Origin of the sequence: Halomonas garicola (assembly GCF_031935715.1) — a bacterium.
GTDB classification, from domain to species: Bacteria; Pseudomonadota; Gammaproteobacteria; order Pseudomonadales; family Halomonadaceae; genus Vreelandella; species Vreelandella garicola.
The window spans coordinates 86,250-106,080 of the sequence record NZ_JASSZF010000005.1; the positions used below are offsets into that span (position 1 = coordinate 86,250).

At 65.8% G+C, this 19,831-nt stretch carries 21 protein-coding genes and 1 pseudogene; 14 read left to right on the plus strand and 8 right to left on the minus strand.

Translation table 11 applies throughout. From position 1 onward, the window contains the following. Positions 1-94 precede the first annotated feature (94 nt). From RS027_RS03555 to def, 4 genes are all read right to left on the minus strand, one after another. On the minus strand, positions 95-298 hold the full coding sequence (locus tag RS027_RS03555) for a dodecin (protein ID WP_311954269.1): 204 nt from the start codon (positions 296-298) through the stop codon (positions 95-97). Between the two features lie 45 nt (positions 299-343). Next, a complete protein-coding gene (gene rsmB / locus RS027_RS03560) occupies positions 344-1,675 on the minus strand; it encodes a 16S rRNA (cytosine(967)-C(5))-methyltransferase RsmB (protein ID WP_311954272.1) in 1,332 nt (443 codons plus the stop codon). Then, complete coding sequence (fmt, locus tag RS027_RS03565) at positions 1,672-2,658, minus strand: methionyl-tRNA formyltransferase (RefSeq protein ID WP_311954275.1); 987 nt, start codon at positions 2,656-2,658, stop codon at positions 1,672-1,674. Before fmt ends, rsmB begins: the two co-directional genes overlap by 4 nt. A 111-nt stretch (positions 2,659-2,769) precedes the next feature. After that, entirely contained in the window at positions 2,770-3,282 is a 513-nt protein-coding gene (gene def / locus RS027_RS03570) for a peptide deformylase (RefSeq protein WP_311954286.1), read from the minus strand. A gap of 174 nt (positions 3,283-3,456) precedes the next feature. On the opposite strand from def, the gene RS027_RS03575 reads away from it, so the two are divergent. From RS027_RS03575 to aroE, 5 genes are all read left to right on the plus strand, one after another. After that, positions 3,457-4,533: a LysM peptidoglycan-binding domain-containing protein gene (locus tag RS027_RS03575; protein ID WP_311954294.1), complete on the plus strand. Its 1,077-nt coding sequence runs from the start codon at positions 3,457-3,459 to the stop codon at positions 4,531-4,533. A gap of 44 nt (positions 4,534-4,577) precedes the next feature. Beyond that, a complete protein-coding gene (gene dprA / locus RS027_RS03580; RefSeq protein ID WP_311954297.1) occupies positions 4,578-5,699 on the plus strand; it encodes a DNA-processing protein DprA in 1,122 nt (373 codons plus the stop codon). 68 nt (positions 5,700-5,767) lie between these two features. After that, entirely contained in the window at positions 5,768-6,352 is a 585-nt protein-coding gene (gene tsaC / locus RS027_RS03585) for an L-threonylcarbamoyladenylate synthase type 1 TsaC (protein ID WP_311954303.1), read from the plus strand. A gap of 66 nt (positions 6,353-6,418) precedes the next feature. Beyond that, entirely contained in the window at positions 6,419-7,372 is a 954-nt protein-coding gene (hemF, locus tag RS027_RS03590) for an oxygen-dependent coproporphyrinogen oxidase (protein ID WP_311954308.1), read from the plus strand. Positions 7,373-7,375: 3 nt separating this feature from the next. Beyond that, entirely contained in the window at positions 7,376-8,197 is an 822-nt protein-coding gene (aroE, locus tag RS027_RS03595; protein WP_311954311.1) for a shikimate dehydrogenase, read from the plus strand. Between the two features lie 16 nt (positions 8,198-8,213). Here the strand turns inward: aroE and RS027_RS03600 are convergent, their stop codons facing one another. Then, on the minus strand, positions 8,214-8,474 hold the full coding sequence (locus RS027_RS03600; RefSeq protein WP_311954313.1) for a hypothetical protein: 261 nt from the start codon (positions 8,472-8,474) through the stop codon (positions 8,214-8,216). Positions 8,475-8,535: 61 nt separating this feature from the next. Beyond that, positions 8,536-9,348, minus strand: a complete 813-nt coding sequence (locus RS027_RS03605) for a M48 family metallopeptidase (RefSeq protein WP_311954316.1) — start codon at positions 9,346-9,348, stop codon at positions 8,536-8,538. Between the two features lie 129 nt (positions 9,349-9,477). Between RS027_RS03605 and RS027_RS03610 the strand changes: the two genes are divergently transcribed. Further along, positions 9,478-10,350, plus strand: coding sequence for an ATP-binding protein (locus RS027_RS03610; protein WP_311954322.1), 873 nt, complete (start codon positions 9,478-9,480; stop codon positions 10,348-10,350). 107 nt (positions 10,351-10,457) lie between these two features. On the opposite strand, the gene RS027_RS03615 is transcribed toward RS027_RS03610, so the two are convergent. Next, positions 10,458-10,943 carry a cytochrome c gene (locus tag RS027_RS03615; protein WP_311954327.1) on the minus strand — a complete coding sequence of 162 codons (486 nt, stop codon included), beginning with the start codon at positions 10,941-10,943 and terminating at the stop codon, positions 10,458-10,460. Between the two features lie 341 nt (positions 10,944-11,284). Between RS027_RS03615 and RS027_RS03620 the strand changes: the two genes are divergently transcribed. Genes RS027_RS03620 through RS027_RS03655 form a run of 8 tightly spaced genes read left to right on the plus strand, consistent with a single transcriptional unit; the run spans position 11,285 to position 19,609 of the window. Beyond that, positions 11,285-11,632 carry an NADH-quinone oxidoreductase subunit A gene (locus RS027_RS03620; protein WP_311954329.1) on the plus strand — a complete coding sequence of 116 codons (348 nt, stop codon included), beginning with the start codon at positions 11,285-11,287 and terminating at the stop codon, positions 11,630-11,632. Further along, a complete protein-coding gene (locus RS027_RS03625) occupies positions 11,623-12,888 on the plus strand; it encodes an NADH-quinone oxidoreductase subunit D-related protein (RefSeq protein ID WP_311954333.1) in 1,266 nt (421 codons plus the stop codon). Before RS027_RS03620 ends, RS027_RS03625 begins: the two co-directional genes overlap by 10 nt. Then, a complete protein-coding gene (locus RS027_RS03630; protein WP_311954336.1) occupies positions 12,873-13,811 on the plus strand; it encodes a complex I subunit 1 family protein in 939 nt (312 codons plus the stop codon). The genes RS027_RS03625 and RS027_RS03630 overlap by 16 nt, the downstream gene beginning before the upstream one ends. Beyond that, positions 13,808-14,437, plus strand: coding sequence for an NADH-quinone oxidoreductase subunit J family protein (locus tag RS027_RS03635; RefSeq protein WP_311954339.1), 630 nt, complete (start codon positions 13,808-13,810; stop codon positions 14,435-14,437). The genes RS027_RS03630 and RS027_RS03635 overlap by 4 nt, the downstream gene beginning before the upstream one ends. A 12-nt stretch (positions 14,438-14,449) precedes the next feature. Continuing rightward, positions 14,450-14,755: an NADH-quinone oxidoreductase subunit NuoK gene (gene nuoK / locus RS027_RS03640; protein ID WP_311954342.1), complete on the plus strand. Its 306-nt coding sequence runs from the start codon at positions 14,450-14,452 to the stop codon at positions 14,753-14,755. 4 nt (positions 14,756-14,759) lie between these two features. Further along, complete coding sequence (locus RS027_RS03645) at positions 14,760-16,688, plus strand: NADH-quinone oxidoreductase subunit 5 family protein (protein ID WP_311954345.1); 1,929 nt, start codon at positions 14,760-14,762, stop codon at positions 16,686-16,688. Between the two features lie 15 nt (positions 16,689-16,703). Next, the gene (locus RS027_RS03650) at positions 16,704-18,200 is read left to right on the plus strand and encodes a complex I subunit 4 family protein (RefSeq protein WP_311954348.1); all 1,497 of its coding nucleotides are present in this window, start codon (positions 16,704-16,706) and stop codon (positions 18,198-18,200) included. Further along, positions 18,200-19,609, plus strand: coding sequence for an NADH-quinone oxidoreductase subunit N (locus RS027_RS03655; protein WP_311954351.1), 1,410 nt, complete (start codon positions 18,200-18,202; stop codon positions 19,607-19,609). Before RS027_RS03650 ends, RS027_RS03655 begins: the two co-directional genes overlap by 1 nt. A gap of 117 nt (positions 19,610-19,726) precedes the next feature. Here RS027_RS03655 and RS027_RS03660 read toward each other — a convergent pair. Next, positions 19,727-19,831 (minus strand): annotated as a pseudogene (locus tag RS027_RS03660) (IS5/IS1182 family transposase); the annotation flags it as partial.

Consider the following 19,831-nt stretch of genomic DNA (forward strand, 5'->3'; position numbering starts at 1 on the left):
TGCAGCAAAAGGACGGCGCTTTCGCGCCGTCCCGGGTAAGGCGGCCGGCCTGAACCGGCCGCGGAGGAAAGAGCAGGCCGCCCTGGCGGGGCGGTTATTCAATCGTGAAGCCGACCTTGACGGTAACCTGCCAGTGCGCGACCCGGTTGTCTTCGATGTGCCCCCGGGTTTCGACGACTTCGAACCAGCGCATGTTGTGCAGGGTTTCCGCGGCCTTGGTAAGGGCGCGCTGGACGGCGTCTTCGATACTTTTTTCCGAGGTGCCGATCAGCTCGACGTGTTTGTAAACGTTGCTCATTTCTACTCTCCTTTACGAACCGAATAGCGCTTGGTGATGGGCCGCTCAGGCGGCCGCTTTCACGAGTCTGGCATAGAAAAAGCCGTCGTGTCCGTCATCGAGCGGCAACAGCTGGCGGCCACCGCCGCTGGGCTGCCCCCAGGCCACGTCGTCGGGCGTGGTGTTCCGGGCGTCCGGGGTGCGGGCAAGAAAGGCGCTGATCTGGTCGGCGTTTTCTTCCGGCAGCACTGAGCAGGTGGCGTAGAGCAGGGTGCCGCCGGGGGCCAGCAGCGGCCAGAGGTTGTCGAGAATGCGCGCCTGCAGGGCGGCAAGTTTGACGATGTCCGAGGGGCGGCGCAGGCGCTTGATGTCCGGATGGCGGCGGATGACGCCGGTGCCCGAACAGGGCGCGTCGAGCAGGATGGCGTCGAATTCGGTCTGGCTCCAGTCGCCGCGCCGGGTCGCATCGGCGTGGTGCAGTTCGGCATTGAGCCCCAGCCGCTCCAGGGTGTTGTCGACCCGGGCCAGGCGTTCGCCGTCGCTGTCGAGCGCGGTCAGGGCGATGTCGAACTGTTCGAGCAGGTGCGCGGTCTTGCCGCCGGGGGCGCTGCAGGCGTCCAGCACCCGGGCTCCCGGGCGCGGGGCAAGCGTAGGCCCGAGCAGCACTGCGCTGAGCTGGGCGGCTTCGTCCTGGACGCTTGCATGGCCTGCCTCGAAGCCGGGCAGGGCGGCGACGTCGCAGGGGGTGACCAGGGTGATGCCGTCCGGGGCGTGGGCGCAGGCCCGCGCTGTCATGCCCCGCTCGGCAAGCGCGGCAAGGTAGGCTTCGCGGTGGCCGTGGCGGGCGTTGACGCGCAGCGTCATAGGGCCGGGCCGGTTGTTGGCTTCGGCTAGGGCGCGCCACTGCTCGGGCCAGGCGCTTCTGAAGGCGTCCAGCAGCCATTCGGGGTGAGCCAGCGCCACGCTTGGCGTGCGGTCGACCTTGGCCTGGAGCGCGGCGGACTCGCGCTGCAGGCGGCGCAAGCAGCCGTTGAGCACCCGGGTGGCCCAGGCCTTGCCCAGGAGCCTCGCCGCGCCGGCGGTTTCGCCCACGGCGGCGTGGGCGGGAATGCGCATGTACAACAGCTGGTAAATCCCCAGCAGCAGCAGCGCCTGGACGTCCTGATCGCGCTTTTTTAGCGGCTGGCGCAAGAGCTCGCCGGCCAGCGCCTCCAGACGCGGCAGGTGGCGGCAGGTGCCGAAGCACAGCTCCTTGAGCAGGGCGCGGTCCCGGGGGGCAACGCTTGCCTCGTTGAGGCCGGCAAGCGAGCCCTGGTCCTTGAGCACCGGCGCCAGCCCGCGGGCGGCAGCGGCGCGAACGTCCGTGCCGGTAGCGCCGGCGGGCGTTTCCCGAGTCATGACGTGGCTCCTTTGGCGTAGCGGCCCAGGCGGTTGCCTTCGGCCAGGCGCGGGGACTGGGCGTTGAGCAGCTCGCGCACCGCAAGCGCCTTGCCGCCGGGCAGCTGGGCCCGGGTTACGCGCAGCACCTGATCGCCGTTCTCGCCGCAGGCGATGCGCAGGGCGTCGGCGTCCGGGGGCAAAAGCGTCCCCGGCGGCTGGGCCGTGCCGGCGGCTTTATCGGCGCTTGCCATCAGCAGCCGCAGGCGGGCGTCGTCATCGCCAAGCGTACACCAGGCCACCGGCCAGGGGTTGAAGGCGCGCACCCGGGCGGCAAGCTCGGCGGCGGGGCGGGTAAAATCGAGCTCGGCTTCGGCCTTGGAAAGCTTGGCGGCGTAGGTCACGCCCTCCTCGGGCTGGGGGGTGGCGCTGGCGCGGCCTTCCGCCATGGCGTCAAGGGTGGTGGCGAGGGTTTCGGCGCCGAGGTCGGCCAGGGTGGTGTGGAGCTCGCCGCCGGTGGTGGTATCGGTGATCGGCGTGCGCGCCTCGGCGAACACCGCGCCGGTATCAAGCCCGGCGTCCATCTGCATGATCGCCACCCCGGTTTCGGCGTCCTGGGCTTCGATGGCGCGCTGAATGGGCGCGGCGCCCCGCCAGCGCGGTAGCAGCGAGGCGTGGACGTTGACACAGCCAAGCCGCGGAAGGTCCAGCACCGCCCGGGGCAGCAGCAGGCCGTAGGCGACCACGACCATGACGTCGGCGTCGAGCGCGGCAAGCGCTTCCTGGGCGTCGGCGTCTTTCAGCGTGGCCGGCTGGTAGACGTCCAGCCCCTGCTCCAGAGCCAGTGCTTTCACCGGGCTCGGGGCCAGCCGCCGGCCGCGGCCGGCAGGGCGGTCGGGCTGGGTATAAACGCCCACCACGCGGTGGCGGCTTTGCAGCAGCGCCCGCAGGCTCGAGGCGGCAAAGTCCGGCGTACCGGCGAAGACGACGCGCAGTGATGACATGGTGATGTCCCTGAAGCGAAAGGTGCGGATAGATTCGGCCGCCGGGGCCGACGGCGAAAAGCCGGAAAACCGCGCGGTGCGAGGTGATCCGGCTCGGCGAGACGGCGCGGGCTAAGCGTCCAGCAGCTGTTTTTGGCGCTTCTGCATTTTCTTCAGCACGCGCTCGCGCTTGAGCGGCGACAGATAGTCGACGAACAGCACGCCTTCCAGGTGGTCGCATTCGTGCTGAATGCAGTGGGCCAGCAGGTCGTCGGCTTCGAGCTCGTAGGGCTCGCCGTCGCGGCCGGTGGCGCTCAGCCTGACGCGCAGGTGGCGGGGCACCTCGGCGTAGTACTCGGGGATGGACAGGCAGCCTTCAGACATCGGCGCCTGCTCATCGCCCAGCGGCTCGTAGGTGGGGTTGATGAGCACCAAGGGCTCGTTGCCCGACTCGCTGACGTCCATCACGATGACCCGGCGGTGGTCGTCCACCTGGGTGGCGGCAAGGCCGATGCCGCGGGCGTCGTACATGGTCTCCAGCATGCTGTCGACCAGCGCGCGCACCTCGTCATCGACGGCCTCGACGGGCGCGGCTTTTGTCCGCAGCCGGTCGTCAGGAAAGGTCAATATAGGTAGTTTAGCCATAGCGTTATGTGTACCGTTATGCTGATTCGGGTAAGGCGCCCAGGCGCTGTGCGTTGCTGTCCGGGGGAAGGCCGGTTGGGGCGCTTTGCTGCCGGCCATTATATCACGGTCGTCCGGGCATGCCGACAGCGGGCGCCAGGCGCCGCATGAGCCATCACAGGGAGAAGCAGAAGCATGAAAGGATCTGAGGGAGCGCGCCGCGGCCGGGTGCTAAGGCTGGCGGCTGCCGCCGTCATCGCCCTGCTGGTAGGCGGTACGGCCGTGGCGGACGAGGTGCGCTGGCGCCAGGACGCGCCGGCGCGCTATACGGTGAAAAGCGGCGATACCCTGTGGGACATCGCCGGCCACTTTCTGCACGCCCCCTGGCGCTGGCCCGGCGTGTGGCAGAAAAATCCCCAGATCGACAATCCCCACCTGATTTACCCCGGCGACCGGATCACGCTGCGCGACTGCGACGGCCGCCCCTGCCTGGGTCTCGAGCGCGGCCAGGACGTGGTAAAAATGACGCCGAAAATGCGCGCGCTGCCGCGCCGTGAGGCAGTCCTGCCGTTGCCCATGAGCGTGCTGAAGGCCTTTTTGCGCGAGCACCGCGTGGTCGACAAGCCGGAGTCGCTGGACGAGCTGGCCTACGTCGTCGGTACGGAAAACAAGCGCCTGATCAGCGGCGCCGGGGATCAGATATTCGTTCGACCCGTGGAGGCCTCGGCGACGGCCGAGCTTCAAAGCGGCCAGCGGCTGGGCATTTTCCGCCGGGGCGAGGTGTACCGCGACGCCGCCGGCGAGCCCCTGGGGCTTGAGTTGATCAGCATCGGCGAGGGCGTGCTGGCCAGTAAAAGCGCTGACATGATGCGCATGAACGTGAAGCAATCTTCTCAGGAAGTGCGCAGCAACGACATCATCCTGCCCCTGGAAACGCGCCTCGACGCGGCAGAGATGGACCCCCGGGTGCCCCAGCGTGACGTGGCCGGCCATATCGTTGGCGTGCCCGGCGGCGTGCGCTTTATCGGCCGGCTGCAGGTGGTCGCCGTTGACCTGGGGACCGAAGACGGCATTCAGCCCGGGCACGTGCTGAGTATCGAACAGCAGGGCGAGCGCGTTGTGGACCCGCGCACGGAAGAGCAGGTTCGCCTGCCCGGTGAGGTAGAGGGCACGCTGGTAGTGTTCCGCCCCTACGACCGGGTGAGCTACGCTATCGTCATGGAAGCCACCAGCACGCTGGCGGTGGGGGATGCTGTCCACCCACCGCGCTGATTGGGGCGAAAAACTTGAGCGGGTAGCGCCCGCAAGGAGCCGCAGTGGATACCCGGGACTGGCTTGCCGTGTTCTTCCTGCCGGGGCTGGGCCCCCAGGGCCTGGCCAAACTGCAGGAGCGAGCGCCGGCGTGGCCCGAAGGCTGGCTGGCGCTATTACCGCGCCAGGCGGCGGCTGCGCTGCGCCTGTGGCTGGATCATCCGGCGAGAAGCCCCCTGACGCCCGCCGTCGAGGCGAACCTTGACTGGGAGCGGGCGGCCCCGGGGCGGGCGATCCTGCACCGCGATCATCCGGACTTCCCGCCGCTGCTGGGCGAGATTGCCGACCCGCCCGCGGTGCTTTGGGCCCAGGGAGATCTCGGCGCGCTGAGCCAGGCCGGCATTGCCGTGGTGGGCAGCCGCCGGCCTACGGGGGAAGCCGCGGCTAACGCGCGCACCTTTGCCCGGGAGCTTGCCCGGCGCGGATTCTGCGTGACCAGCGGCATGGCCCTGGGCATCGACGCCGAGGCCCAGCGCGCCGCGCTGGACGCCGGCGGGGCCAGCATTGCCGTGCTCGCCACCGGCATCGACGTCATCTACCCCGCTCGCCACCGGGAGCTCTATCAGCAGCTGGGCAATACGCCCGGCGGGCTGCTGCTGGCCGAGCACCCGCCGGGGACGCGCGCCCACCCGGCGTTTTTTCCCCGGCGCAACAGAATCGTGACCGGTCTTTCGCTGGGCACGCTGGTGGTGGAGGCCGCCGAAAAAAGCGGCTCGCTGGTAAGCGCCAGGCTGGCGCTGGAGCAGGGGCGCGAGCTCTTTGCCCTGCCGGCCTCGCTCAATAACGTCCAGGCCAGAGGGTCATTGCAGCTACTGCGTACCGGCGCCAGCCTGGCGCGCGACGCGGAAGATATCGTCGCCGAGCTATCCCACTGGGGCGGGCACTACGCCGCCTGCCGGCCGGATACCGGGGGGCGACCCGCGCTGCTGAAGCAGGCGCCCCAGGCGCCGGCAACACCCGCAGAACCGGCCGACCCGCTGCTGGCTGCGCTGGGAGCGAATCCCGTGCCTATCGACGTGCTGGTGGAGCAGGTCGGTTTGACGGTGGGCGAATGCCAGCAGCGGCTGCTAATGCTCGAACTTGACGGCCTGGTGGGCCACCAGGCCGGCGGCTGGGCGCGCCGCTGAGGCGAGGCGATGGCGGGTGCTGCTATGATACGATGGCCGCCGCCCGTTTGATGCCGCGAGGAGAGCCCATGCCAACGGCTGACCGCCACCCTGATACCCCTGACGCCACCGCGCTTGCCAAGGCCGCAGGCGCCCTGCGCGCGGGCCAGGTGATTGCCTGCCCCACCGAGGCCGTATGGGGGCTTAGCTGCGATCCGCACAGCGAGGCGGCGGTCGCCCGGCTGCTGCGGCTTAAGGCCCGGGATCCGGCCAAGGGGCTGATCGTGGTGGCCGCCAGGATGGCCCAGCTGGCGCCCTGGCTTGAAGGGCTCGACAAGGCGCTGTATGCGCCCCTGCGGGCGAGCTGGCCGGGGCCGGTAACCTGGCTGGTGCCGGATAACGGCACGGCGCCCAAGCTGGTGCGCGGCGAGCACGATAGCGTGGCCCTGCGGGTGACTGACCACCCCGGCATGCAGGCGCTGTGCGACGCCTTCGGCGGCCCGCTGGTGTCCACCTCGGCCAACCGCGCCGGCGAGCCCCCGGCCATGACCGCGGACGAGGCGGGCGCGATGTTTGGCGAGGCGCTGGGTGGAGTTGTACCCGGCAGGCTCGGCGGGCACGAGCGCCCCAGCCAGATCCGCGATCTGGCAAGCGGGCGCGTGCTGCGCGACTGACGCCCGGCGCCTTGCCGTTACCGGCTATCCTTTCCGTTTCATTCTGCCAGTTCCCTGGAGCAAACCGTGGCTCATGAACACCTTGACGACGTAAAACGCTACCTTCTCGACCTGCAGGAGCGCCTGTGCGACGGCATCGCCGACGCCGACGGCGGGGCGACTTTCCAGGAAGACAGCTGGAACCGCGAAGCCGGCGGCGGCGGCCGTTCCCGGGTGGTCGAAAACGGCGCCGTGTTCGAGAAGGGCGGGGTCAACTACTCCCACGTCTACGGCGATACGCTCCCGCCCTCGGCCACCGCGGCCCGGCCGGAGCTTACCGGGCGCAGCTTTCACGCCGTGGGCGTGTCCTGGGTGCTGCACCCGGAAAACCCCCACGTGCCCACCAGCCACGGCAACGTACGCTTTTTCATCGCCGAGAAGGCCGGCGAAACGCCGGTGTGGTGGTTCGGCGGCGGCTTCGATCTGACGCCGTTCTACCCCGTACTCGAGGACGTATGCCACTGGCACCGGGTGGCCAGGGCCGCCTGCGAGCCGTTCGGCGAGGACGTCTACCCGCGCTACAAGGCGTGGTGCGACGACTACTTTTACCTCAAGCACCGCGACGAAACCCGGGGCGTGGGCGGGCTCTTCTTCGACGACGTCACTGCCGGCGGCTTTGACGAGTGCTTCGCCTTTCTGCGCGCGGTGGGCGACAGCTTCCTCGACGCCTACCTGCCCATTGTCGAGCGCCGCCGGGGTACGCCCTACGGCCAGCGCGAGCGCGACTTTCAGCTGTATCGCCGGGGGCGTTACGTAGAGTTCAACCTGGTATGGGACCGCGGCACCCTGTTTGGCCTGCAAAGCGGCGGACGCACCGAGTCGATTCTGATGTCGATGCCGCCACTGGCGCGCTGGGAATACGCCTACGCCCCCGAAGAAGCTAGCGCAGAAGCCGAGCTGGAAGCGTTTTTGACCCCCCGGGACTGGCTGGCGGAAGCGCCCGGCCGCTCTTTTGACCAGACCCCTCAGGATTCGGAGTAAATCATGGCCGATCGCTACGCCGTATTCGGCAACCCGGTGGCGCACTCCAAGTCGCCGCTGATCCATGCTGCCTTTGCCGAGCAGACCGGCCAGGCGCTGACCTATACCGCCGTCGAGGCCCCCGCGGATGACTTTGCCGGCGCCTGGCAGCGCTTTGCCCGGGAAGGCGGGCGCGGCGCCAACATCACCGTGCCGTTCAAGGGCGATGCCTACGCCCTGTGCGATACGGTAAGCCATCGCGCGCGCCAGGCCCGGGCGGTGAATACGCTGATCGTGGGCGGCAACGGGCGCCTTTACGGCGATAACACCGACGGCGTCGGCATGGCGCGGGACCTTGCTCATCACGACGTGGCGCTGAAGGGCAAGCGGGTGCTGATAGTGGGGGCCGGCGGTGCAGTGCGCGGGGTACTCGCGCCGCTTCTGGCCGAAAAGCCCGGGGAGGTCGTAATTGCCAACCGCACGGCGGCAAAGGCGACGGCGCTGGCGGAGGCGTTCAGCGACGCCGGGCGCGTGAGCGGCGGCGGTTTTGAAGAGATCAATGGCGCGTTTGACGTGGTCATCAACGGCTCAAGCGCAAGCCTTGCCGGCGACATGCCGCCGCTGCCGGATACCCTCTTCGCCAAGGGCGCCACCGCCTACGACATGATGTACGGCGCCGCGTCCACGGTGTTTTTGCGCTGGGCCGAGGCCCGGGGGGCACGACCCGTGGACGGGCTGGGGATGCTGGTCGAGCAGGCGGCGGAGTCGTTTTTCCTGTGGCGCAGCGTGCGCCCGGAGACCGCCGCCGTACGCGCCACCCTGCGCCGGACGCTGGCAGAGGCCTGACGTCTGAACCCTGGGGTTACCGCTTGCGCCGCTGGGCGAGCCCGACCATGCACAAGAGCAGGCCGACGATTGAAGTCATCATGCCGCCGTTGACCAAAAACGGCGCGCGCTCGACCCAGGGCGCAAAGTCCTGGGCCGAGTCGCGGCAGACGCTGGCCACGTAGTCCCAGTGGCCGCCGTCGAGCTCGCAGGCGCGAACGTCAGCCAGCTCCCAGAAATAAAGGCCGAGCATCAGCAGCGGCGGCACAATCAGTAGCAGTAAACCTAAGCGAATCATGAGGTCCTCGAATCAAGAGCGGGCGACGCTGCCAGCGCCGAGCGGCCGAGCCCGGGCCGGCTCAGGGCCGCGGGCAGTCCGGCGTGCGCCCGGCACTACGGGCGTTTTCGTAGGCGTCGAGCGCCTGGGGCATGCTGGCTTCAAGCCCGCTGATGCGGCTTCCCTGGCTTGGGTGAGTGGACAACCACTCGGGCGGGGCACCGCCGCCGGCGCGCTGCATGTTTTGCCACAGCGTCACGCTTTCCCGCGGGTCGAAACCGGCGTTGGCCATCAGCTCAAGCCCGATGGTGTCGGCTTCGCTTTCGTGGCGCCGGGAGAAGGGCAGCAGGATACCGTACTGCGCGCCCATGCCCAACAGGCCCATCAGCTGCTCGCCGCCGGCGGACTCCACGCCGGAGGCGCTCGACAGGACCGAAAGGCCAAGCTCGGTGGCATTTTCGGTGGAGGCGCGCTCGTTGGCGTGGTTGGCCAGCACGTGGCCGACCTCGTGGCCCAGCACCGTGGCCAGCTGGGCCTGGTTCTCGGCGACCTTGAGCATGCCGCTGTTCACGCCCATGTAGCCGCCGGGCAGAGCAAAGGCGTTGGGTTCATCGGCCTGAAACACTTCCACTTCCCAGTTCTGCCGGCGCTGCTCGGCGGGCAGTTCGGCGACGATCGCCTGGGCCACGCACTGCACGTAGCGCTGGCTTTGCGCGTCGGCGGCGGGCAGCTTCTGCTGATACTGGTCGAACGCCTTGGCGCCCATCTCGCCGAGCTGGTCGTCGGACATCAGCAATAGCTGGGAGCGGCCGGTGGGTGAGGTGGTGCAGGCGGCAAGCCCCGTCAGCAGGGTGGTACAAAGGGCGGTGACGGCAAGGGGACGAAACCAGCGCATAAACGTTTCCTTCTCGGTCAGTAAACGGTGGGCGGGTGGGCCCTATCAGCAGTTGCCAGATACGAACAGACTCGCAGGATACCAATCAGCGAGTGTAACGCTAGCATAATCGACAACGGAGGAAATTCGATGGATGCCGAGTTGACGCATCGACTGACCCAGCTGCTGGACCGCGTCGAGCACTGGCTGCCGCCGGCCCCCGAGCAGGTAGACTGGAACATCCACGTGGCCGCCCTGTGGCAGCGCCACCCTCTGGGCGGGCGGCTGGTGCCGGTGCCCGTGCGCGACGGTGTGACCCTGGACGACCTGCTGGGGATCGAGCGCCAGAAGCTGGCGCTGGTGGATAATACCCGGGCCTTTTTGCAGGGCCTGCCGGCCAACCACGCCCTGGTATGGGGCGCGCGGGGCAGCGGCAAGTCGTCGCTGGTGCGGGCGCTGCTCAACTCGCTGGCGCCCGAGGGGCTGCGCATGATTCAGGTCGACCGTCACGATCTTGGCCGCCTGCCGGCGCTGGTGGAAGAGCTGCGCACGCTGCCGCACCGCTTTGTAGTGTACTGCGACGACCTGTCGTTCGAAGGCCACGACGACGCCTACAAGGCGCTCAAGAGCGTGCTCGACGGCGCGCTTACCGGCCCGCCGAAAAACGTGCTGCTGTACGCCACGTCCAACCGTCGCCACCTGCTGCCGGAATCCATGGATGACAACCGCGAGTCGCACCTGGTGGGAGACGAGCTGCACCACGGCGACGCCGTGGAAGAGCGCATATCGCTGTCCGACCGCTTCGGCCTGTGGCTGGGGCTGCACCCTTTCAACCAGGATATGTACCTGCAGACCTGCGCGCACTGGGTGAGCCAGCTGGGAACGCCGGCGGACTGGGACGACGCCGCCCGGGCCGAAGCCGTACGCTACGCCACCCTGCGCGGCGGGCGCAGCGGCCGGGTGGCCTGGCAGTTTGCCAACCACTGGATCGGCACCCGTCGCCTGCACGCGGCAGAGCGGTAAGGTTTCGGCTGTTCCTGGCTTAATCATGAAAAAAGCCGGAGACGAGGTGCCTGTCTCCGGCTTTCACGTATTCGCGTCGCGGGCGAAGAATGCTTGTGATGCGCTATTTATAAGTCGGGAAAACGCGCAGAGGCATAGTCGCCGTGACAGCGTACGCAGCCTTCCATCAATTCATTAAACTGCTGCAGCTGAAGCGCTGTATTCTGGTCGCGGCCGGCTTCGGCCAGCGTCTCGCTGAGTTTATGGAGCGCCTGGTCCTGCTCGAGAAACTCATCCGGCACGGCGGCGAGGAGGGCCTGCTCGTCCTCCTCGGTCATTTCCTGCTCCATGATGAAGCTGTCATGAATCGCCTGGGCTTCCTGGGCCACGGTTTCGTGGTCGCCCTGGACAATGGCCGCCTGAATTTCCTGGCTGGCAGCAAGGATTCCCTGCATTTCCTCGATCAGCAGCCCCCGAACCTTTGGCGGCAGCTGTTCCCCAACGTTAATCCCGCCCGATTCTTCGGCATCGGTGGTGGTATCTTCGGCACTGGCGGCGGTAAAAGTGCCCAGCCCCGGTATCGCCAAGGCAATGGCTAATAGCGTCGTTCTCATCTTGCTCACCTTTTGGTTAATGAACCAGCGGTCATGATTAAAAATAAAGCTATTAGGCGTGGGCATAGTTGTCAAAGTTATAGCATGAGCCTGGCAGGGGGCGCGATATGCGCCGGATCAAACTGCTTGCGAGGCGATAAGACAGGAAAAGTACCGTTAGCGCTCTGGCTCGGCCTTGCCGCATAGCTCTCTTGTCAGGTATCAGGCGCCATGCGCCAGATATCCTCCCATTAATGCCTTGACCTTGGGGCGGCTCACAGGTGCTAGGGTGCCTCCCGTGGTGATTTAAGTAAAACAGGCTATATATAAAAGAGCCACTTATTCAGGGAGAAGGCATTATCATGGAACTGTTCGCCCTTCTACTTATATTGTTAATGAGTCTGGGTGGTGGTTTGTTGATTCAGCGGTGGCCAGGCCACCGTCAAACTGTGCCTACGTATCCGCAACGCGCTCCTTTTCTGGGCGGAGGCACGCCAGATACCCACGCCTGGAGCCGCTATCATATTCGCTACTATCCCATGACGCTTTTGCTGATCGCCTTCGAGATGGAAATGATGTTCATGTACCCGTGGGCGGTAGTGTATGTAGAGCAGGGCCTGATAGCGGTGGCGGAAATGGGGATGTTTCTCTCCATCCTCGGCGTTGGCATTCTTTATGGCTGGCGAGAGGGGGTGTTCAAGTGGCAGTAGGCTGGCTTTCGCGTCTGGCCATGCGCGGCCCGGCAACGGTGTTTCCTGCCCTGGGAATGCACGGGGAAGAGGCCGTTTACCGGCTGGCACAGGCGCCTGGCATAACGCTGGTTGACACCCCGCGCCACGCCACGATTCTGCTGGTGGCCGGCGGCGTGCCGCCACACTTCCACGACTCACTGCGCCGGGTGCACGACCAGCTGCCGGCCCCGTTTGCCACGCTTTGGTATCAAAGCGAGCCGCTGCTGGAGCTGCAGCAGCCGGGCATCGGGAAAATGGATGATCTGGAAGCTCTGCCCGGTGCGGTCATGGATACCTGGCGCCGGGTAATAGCGGGCGAGCAGGGCACGGCTTCCCGGCTGCTGCCGGACACGCCGCCCAACCCGTGGCAGGGGCTGGGAGACGATGGCCGCGGCGGCGAGGGCATGATGGGCGGGGTGCCTTACGGCCGGCCCATGGCCATGCCGCCGGCGCCGGATCTGCGTGACGGCCTGGCGCTGGATATTCTGACGGTTCGCCTGGGGCCGTTTTTTCCGCTTTGGCCGGCGGGGCTCGAAGCCGAGGTGACGCTGCAGGGCGATATCGTGCAGCAGTTTTCCGTGCTTTCGGCGCCGTATCCCCGCGCCGTGCCGTCGGTCTTCCTTGAGGCGCAAAGCAGGCCGGTTGCCATTGCGCGGCTGGAACGCAAGCGCATGCAATACCATTTGCGCGCTTTATTTCACGCCCTGCGCCTGGCGCACCTGCCGGATCTTGCCTGGCGCGCGCTGGGCTTGGCGGAAGAGTGCGATAGCCGGCCGGTGGAGAAGCTGGGCAAGGCCTTTAAGGCATTTGCGCGCGCGCTTGCCCGCCGCGGCTTTTTTGCCCTCTACCTGCCGAAAGGCGGCACGCTGGATAGCGAGCACGCCCGTACCCTGGCCGGCTTTGCTGCCCGGGCGGCCGGCGTAGAAGACGATGCGCGCCAGGCGGACGAAGGCTATCGCCGCCTGGGGTTCTCCGTGATTACCCAGCAGGCCGGCGACGTGCCGGCGCGGTGGCGGCAGCGCCTGGCCGAAGTGGAGCAGTCGCTGGCGCTGATCGCCCGCGCGCAGCAGAGCGACGCCGTCACGGCCTCGACCGAGGCGATAGAACTGCCCCGCGGTGCCGGTAATGCCGATAACCTGCTGGAAAACCTGCTGCCGGGGCTTGAGTGGAGCGAAGCGCTGGCCACCCTGGCAAGTCTTGACGTAGCGGAGGTGTCCCCATGGCCGCATCCGTGATGCTTGAGCAGCTGGTCTGGCCGCTGGCGATGGTGTTTGCCGCTTTGGGTGGCGGGGTCTATCTCTGGGCGGTGCTCGACGGCCTGGCAGCGCGCTCTTTCGGTTTGCCCCGGGCGCAAAGCGTCTGGCAGCGGCCCTTGAGCCGAGGCGCCTGGCTGCTGATCCAGCAGTCCAATAATACCGAGGCACCTGACCGCTGGGGCTGGCGCCTGGCGCCGGCGCTCTATTTGGCGTTGGCAGCGGTAGGGCTGGCGCTGGTGCCCTGGTCCCGGGACTGGGTGGCAACGGATCTGGCAACCAGCCTGGTGCTGTGGGGGAGCGTGGAGGCGCTTGCCACCGTGGTGATTTTTCTGCAGGGCTGGTCAGCCAACAGCCATTTTGCCCTGATGGGCGCCTACCGCTACGTGGCGCTGGGACTCTCCTATATTCTCATCAGCATGTTCGTTCTGATTGGGGTGGCGCTGCCGGCGGAGTCGCTGGCAATTACCCGGATAGTGGCGTCTCAGCAGGACGTCTGGAACGTAGTGCGCCAGCCGCTGGGCCTGCCGCTGTTTCTGCTGGTGGGGCTGGCGCTCACCTTTCGCGGCCCGTTCAATCTGGCCGATAGCCAGGATCTTGCCGGCGGTACCAGCGTCGAGGTCTCGGGCCCTCCGCGCCTGGTCTGGGAGCTGGCGCGCAGCGCCATGCTGGTGGCCTTTAGCGGCATCGCGGCCACCGTCTTTCTGGGCGGCTGGCTGGGGCCGTGGCTGCCCGGGCCGCTGTGGGTCATGCTCAAGATGCTGGCGATACTCGCCGTGCAGGCCTGGCTCGGGCGCTGGTTTGCCGTCATCACGCCGTCCCGCTGCCTGAGCCTGATGTGGCTCATTCTTTTGCCGCTGGCGTTTATCGACCTTATCTGGGCGGGAGTGGTGGCGCTTTTATGAATACGTCCGTCGTTGTTGATGTGGCCTTTTGGCTGCTCGCGGTGTTTGCCGTCTATACGGGGTGGCGGGTATTTCGCACCGACTCCATGGTGCGAGCCTCGTTTTTTCTTCTGCTTTCCTTTATTGCCGTCGGCGTGATCATGCTGCTGCTGTCGGCGGTGTACCTGGGCGTGGCGATGTTTTTCATGATGGGCGTCGAGATGATGGTCATGGCGCTGTTCATGGTGATGTTCATGATGAACCCGGCAGGCCTCAACCCCATGATGATGGTGCACCAGCACAGGCTTTCCATCGGTGCGGGCATTGCCAGCTTCGTGATACTGGCGGCGATGGCGTTGCTGGCCGGCTTCCCCCAGCGCCCCCTGCCGGATGACCTGGAGCCCGTGGTGGCTCTGGGCAATGAGCTGCTGGGAGATTCCATGCTGATCTTTGAGTCCGCCGGTGTGGTGCTGTTGGCCACCATGATTGGCGTGGTGGTGCTATCGAGCCAGCGAGGGCGCTTTGGCTCGGCCGAGCACGGCTCGATGCCGCCCGGGCTCGAACCCGGCGGTGATCCGGCGGGAATGCCCGACGACGATGAAGAAGCCGGCGGGCATCACCACCACGGCCATCACCACTGCCATTAAAAGGAGCTGACCATGACCTTGACCGCGGTATTGCTGCTGGCAGCCGCCCTGATCGGTATCGGCGTTTACGGCGCACTTTCCCAGCAGTCCTTTGTGATGCTGATGATGGGGCTTGAGCTGATGCTTAACGGCGTGATGCTGGCGGCTATCGGTTTCTGGGCCATGAGCGGTGCCGGCGCGCCCGAAGGGCAGCTGCTGGCCATTGTGGTCATGGCGGTGATGGCGATTGAAATGGCCATGGGGTTTGCCCTGGTGGTGGCGGTTTATCGGGGCAAGCAGGCGGATGTCACGGAGTCTATCGCGGACTTGAAGGGCTGAAAACATGATGCTGTGGATAGTGCCATTACTGCCGGTGCTCATGGCACCGCTGATCTATCTGAGCGGCCGCCGGGAAGGGTGTACCGGGGTGACGCTGCTGGCGCTATCCGCGCTGATAGCGGTTATCGGTGCGCTAGCCCTGGCGATGGCCAATGACTGGCAGGGGAGCTACGCGCTGAACGCCGCGCTGGTGCTGCAGGTGGGGCTGGTACCGTCAAGTCAATTCGTGGCGCTGGCCATACCCATCATGGCGCTTCCGGTGCTGCTCTTCGCCGGCGTACATGAACAGGCCCCGCTCGGGCGGCTACTGGCGATCATGGTGGCATTTGTCGGTGCCATGGAGCTGCTGGTGCTGGCGCAGGATATGGTGACCCTGCTGGTCGCCTGGGAGCTGATAGGGGCCTGTTCGTGGGCGCTGGTGTCTCATTACTGGCGGGACAGGGATACGGTGAAAAATGCCGTTCAGGTATTTCTGGTCACGCGCTTTGGCGACCTGGGGCTTTATATAGCGGCCGCGGCCGTGTTTGCGGGTAGCGGTGGCTTTGGCTATTCGCAGCTTGCCGGGCTGGACGGCAGCCTGATGCAGGTGGCGGCCGCGGGTATTTTACTGGCCGCCATGGCCAAGTCGGCGCAGGTGCCCTTCTCGGTCTGGCTGTTTGCCGCCATGTCCGGCCCGGTCTCGGTATCCGCTCTGCTGCACGCGGCCACGCTGGTGGCCGCCGGGATGTACGTCCTGGCACGGCTGCAGCCGCTGCTGGCAGACGTCGCCTGGCTCATGCCGGCGATTATGCTGATCGGGCTGACGACGGCGCTGCTGGGAGGGGTGGTAAGCCTGGTGCAGGGCCACGCCAAAAAGCTGCTGGCGGCGTCGACCTCGGCACAGTACGGGCTGATGTGGGTGGCGATAGGTGCCGGATTTCCCGGCGTGGCCCTGCTGCATTTTCTGAGCCACGGCTTTTTCAAGGCCGGCCTGTTTCTGACCGCCGGGGTAGCCGAGCGGCAGGCGGAGAGCTATCAGCTTGAGGATATGCGTTTAGGGGGCCGCTTGCCGGGTAGCGCCTTGCTTGGCGGCATCTTTGCTCTGGCGCTTGCCGGGATGGTGCCATTGGGGGCTGCCTGGACCAAAGAGCAGATTATTTCGGTGGCTTATGCGGCGTCGCCGTGGCTGACGGCCGGCGTGGCGCTGGCCGGCGGGCTAAGTGCCGTCTATGCCACCCGGTTTCAGCTCGCTATGTTTGGCCCCGTTCGGTTCGGGCGTACCCAGCAGCGCAGGCCGCCGCTGTCAGGCGCTTGCCGGCTTGAGTTGTTGGCGCTGAGCGGTCTCGCCGCGCTGACGCTGGGGCTATCGCTTTTCTGGTGGCCCGGGGTCCAGCGCTGGCTACAGCAGCAGCCGGGGTGGGAGCTTGCCGACGTTCATCTCTGGCTGCTGGCGGCGTCGCTGGTGCTGGTTGTGCTGGGCATGGCCCTCGGCGCGGTGCTGGTTCAGCGTGGTCAGCTTGACGGGCATCAGGGGTGGCGGCGCTCCGCTTTTTGCTGGTGGGGGCTTGAACCCTTGACGCTTGGCGTGGGTGCCACCCTGGTGAAGCTGAGCGCTCGCCTGGCGCGCTTTGATCGCGACGTGCTGGAAAGGGCCACGCTCCTTTTATCGAGGCAAGCGTCGCAGACCGCTTCTGCCCTGGCCCGGCGCGATGCGGACGGCGTCGATGCCAGCCTGTACGGCAGCGCTTCTGCCGTAACGCGGATAGCAGATTTTGGTGCCACCGCCGGCGAAGCCTTGTCGGAGCGGCTGCCCGGTTCCCTTTCCGGGCTGGTGAATCGCGGGGGCGGCCGGGCGCGCCAGGCCCAGTCCGGACAGACCCATCATTACTACGCCGGTATGGCCATCGGCTTTGCCGTTTTATTGACCCTGCTGTTACTCGGCGATGCGCTGTAAGGAGCAAACCCCGCGATGTTGACATTGGCCTGGTGCTTACCGCTGTTGGGTGCGTTACTGCTGGCGTTTGTACCGCGCTGGACGGAGCGCAACGCACGCGCGTTTGCGACCCTCATCGCCGTAATCTCATTGCTGATCCTGATAGGGGCCTGGTTTGGCTTCGACCCCGACGGCCCGCTGTTTCAGCACGTGTGGGAAGTCCCCTGGGTGCCGTCCATCGGCGTTGCCTATCGGGTCGGGGTCGACGGTATCGCGCTGGCGGTGGTGACCATGAGCGCTCTGATTTTTGTGGCGGCCATTGCCTATCCGCTCGATACCCGGGAAGACAGTCAGCGGTCGCAAGCGCATCAGTACTACGGCTGGATGCTGTTTTTGATGGCCACGTCCCTGGCGGTATTTGTGGTGCTGGACCTGCTGCTGTTTTACGTGTTTTTTGATTTAAGCCTGGTGGGCATGTATTTCCTCATCGGGCGCTGGGGGCACGGTCGGCCGCAGCTGTCTGCCCTGACCTTCTTTCTGTTTACTTTTGCCGGCTCATTGGCGCTGCTGCTGGCGATCATTGGCCTGTATCTCTCGCTGGATTCGCCCAGTTTTGATATACGCCTGCTCATCGAACAGCAGCCGCTGGCGGGCGGCGGCCTCTATGCGGGACTCGTGTTTTTCGGTTTGATGCTGGGGCTGGCGATCAAGACACCGCTGGTGCCGCTACATACCTGGCTGCCCCAGGCGCACGTGGATGCGCCAGGCCCTGCCTCCGCGATTCTTGCCGGCGTACTGCTGAAGATGGGCACCTACGGCATGATACGCCTGCCGTTGGCCATGCTGCCGGCGACGTTTGAGCGCTATGCGTTACTTGTCGGTCTGCTCGCGCTGGTGGCGATTCTCTACGGGGCCCTGGTGGCGCTTGGCCAGCGTAATCTCAAACGGCGTATTGCCTACACGTCCATCAATCACATGGGCTATACGGTGCTGGGCATTGCGATAGCCGCCAGCTTCAGCGACAACCTGATGGCGAAGCAGCTGGCGCTGACCGGGGCCACGGTGGAAATGGTCGCCCACGGCCTGATCACCGGCGGTCTATTTCTCATTTGTGGAAGCTTTTGGTATCGCACCGGCACCTATGATCTGGACGGCTACGGTGGTCTGGCGCACAGGGCCCCCAGGCTTGCGGGGCTGACCATACTGCTGGCGTTTGCCAGCCTGGGTATGCCCGGCCTGGCCGGTTTTGTGGCGGAATTTCAGATCTTTGCCGGCACTTTTGCCGTCTATCCCTGGCTTGCCGTGCCGGCAGTAGTGGGGATTCTGGTGACCGCCGCGCTTTTTCTGGACATTTTGCGCCGGCTGTTTTTCGGCAAGCTGCCTGCCTCTCTGGACCAGTTCAAGGAGCTCGACCGCATTGAGTTCACGGTACTTAGCGTGCTGGGGCTGGGTGTTGTTGCGATCGGGGTGTATCCCGGTTTTCTGCTGGAAGTCATCGATAGCGCCAGCGTGCTACTGACCGGAGGCCGCTAATGCCCCTCGGTAGTCTGCTTCCCGAAATTGCGCTGCTGCTGGGCGCGGTGGCGATTGTGCTGCTGGCGTCTTTTGCTCCACGGCACCGTCAGGTCTGGGCGGCAGCGCTGGCGTTGGCGACGCTGCTGGTGGCAGGAGTGACGACGCTTGCCCAGTGGGAGTCGCCGGCCGGGCTGATATTTTCCGGCGTATGGGCGCTGGACGGCATGGCCATTTTCGCCAAGCTGTTGATGCTTTTCAGCGCCGCGGTGGTGGTGGCGCTGTCGCCGGACTGGATGCGAAGCGATCCTCGCCACGGCGAATATTACGCGCTGTGCCTGTTTTCGCTGCTGGGTGCGATCATGATGGCGTCTGCCCATGACGCCATGGAGCTGGTGGTGGGGGTGCTGCTGTCTTCCGCCGCCAGCTATCCGCTAGCGGCCTACCATCGTGGCTTCACCCCGGCGCTGGAAGCGGCGATGAAGTATTTTCTGATTGGGGCTCTGGCCAATGCGCTGTTGACCATTGGCGTGGTGATTCTGTTTGGCCTGGTGGGGGATACCGACTATGTTCAGACCGCAGAGGTCTTTCAAGCCGGCACGGACTCGATAGCGCTCAGCGTAGCGGTGGCCTGCATCATCATGGGGCTGACCTATAAGCTCGGGGCGGTGCCGGCTCACGCTTGGATGCCGGATGTGGCCCAGGCGGCACCGGCCCCCGTGGCGGCGTTTCTAACCGTGGTGCCCAAAATCGGGGCGGCGGTGGCCCTTGCGCGGTTTGTGATGCTATTGCCTGACACCCTGATGTGGCCGGGCGTTGTCGCGCTGATCTCCGCGGCCACCATGACGCTGGGCAACCTGGCGGCGCTTGCCCAGACAGACCTCAGGCGGCTGCTGGGCTGGTCGAGCGTTTCCCAGTCCGGCTATATGTTAATGGCCATTGTCGTCGTCGGAAGCGGTGGCGGCGCGCTGCCGGCACTGCTGGCTTTTCTGGTGGCCTATGCGCTGGCCAACCTGCTGGCTTTTGCTATTGTCACCCACCTTAGGGGGCGGACGGACATCGAGCACTATCACGGCCTGGCCTATCGCCGGCCGCTGGTTACCGCCGCACTGATTGTCTCTCTGCTGTCCCTGGTCGGCATCCCGCCCCTGGTCGGCTTTTTCGGCAAGTTTCTGCTCTTCGAGGTCACCATCGAGGCGGGATATATCTGGCTTGCCGTGGCGGCGGCGCTTAATACGCTGATATCTCTCTACTACTACCTCAGAGTGATAGCGGTGACCGTGTTCAAGGAGCCCCGGGGCGAGGTGCATGTGCTGGGCCGCTGGTCCGGGGTGACGCTATTTATCACGCTAGCGCTTTTGGTGGTGATAAGCCTGGGCTTTGAATGGGTGCTTGATGCGCTTGAGCCGATAGCCCTGGCTGCGCCATAGGTTTTTATATGTAGGGTGCCGGAGGTTCAGGCTAAACCCACATGAAACGTCGAAGAGCTCTTAATTTACACTTCAATGAAAAAAATAAGAAATTTTCATTTAGGGCCTGTTGACGTTTCACATTGGTAGCCATAAAAAGCCGCATGCCAAGGCCACCATGCTTTCGTAATTTCGTTTGAGCTTATCGTAGCGCGTCGCAATGGCGCGATACGGTTTCAATCG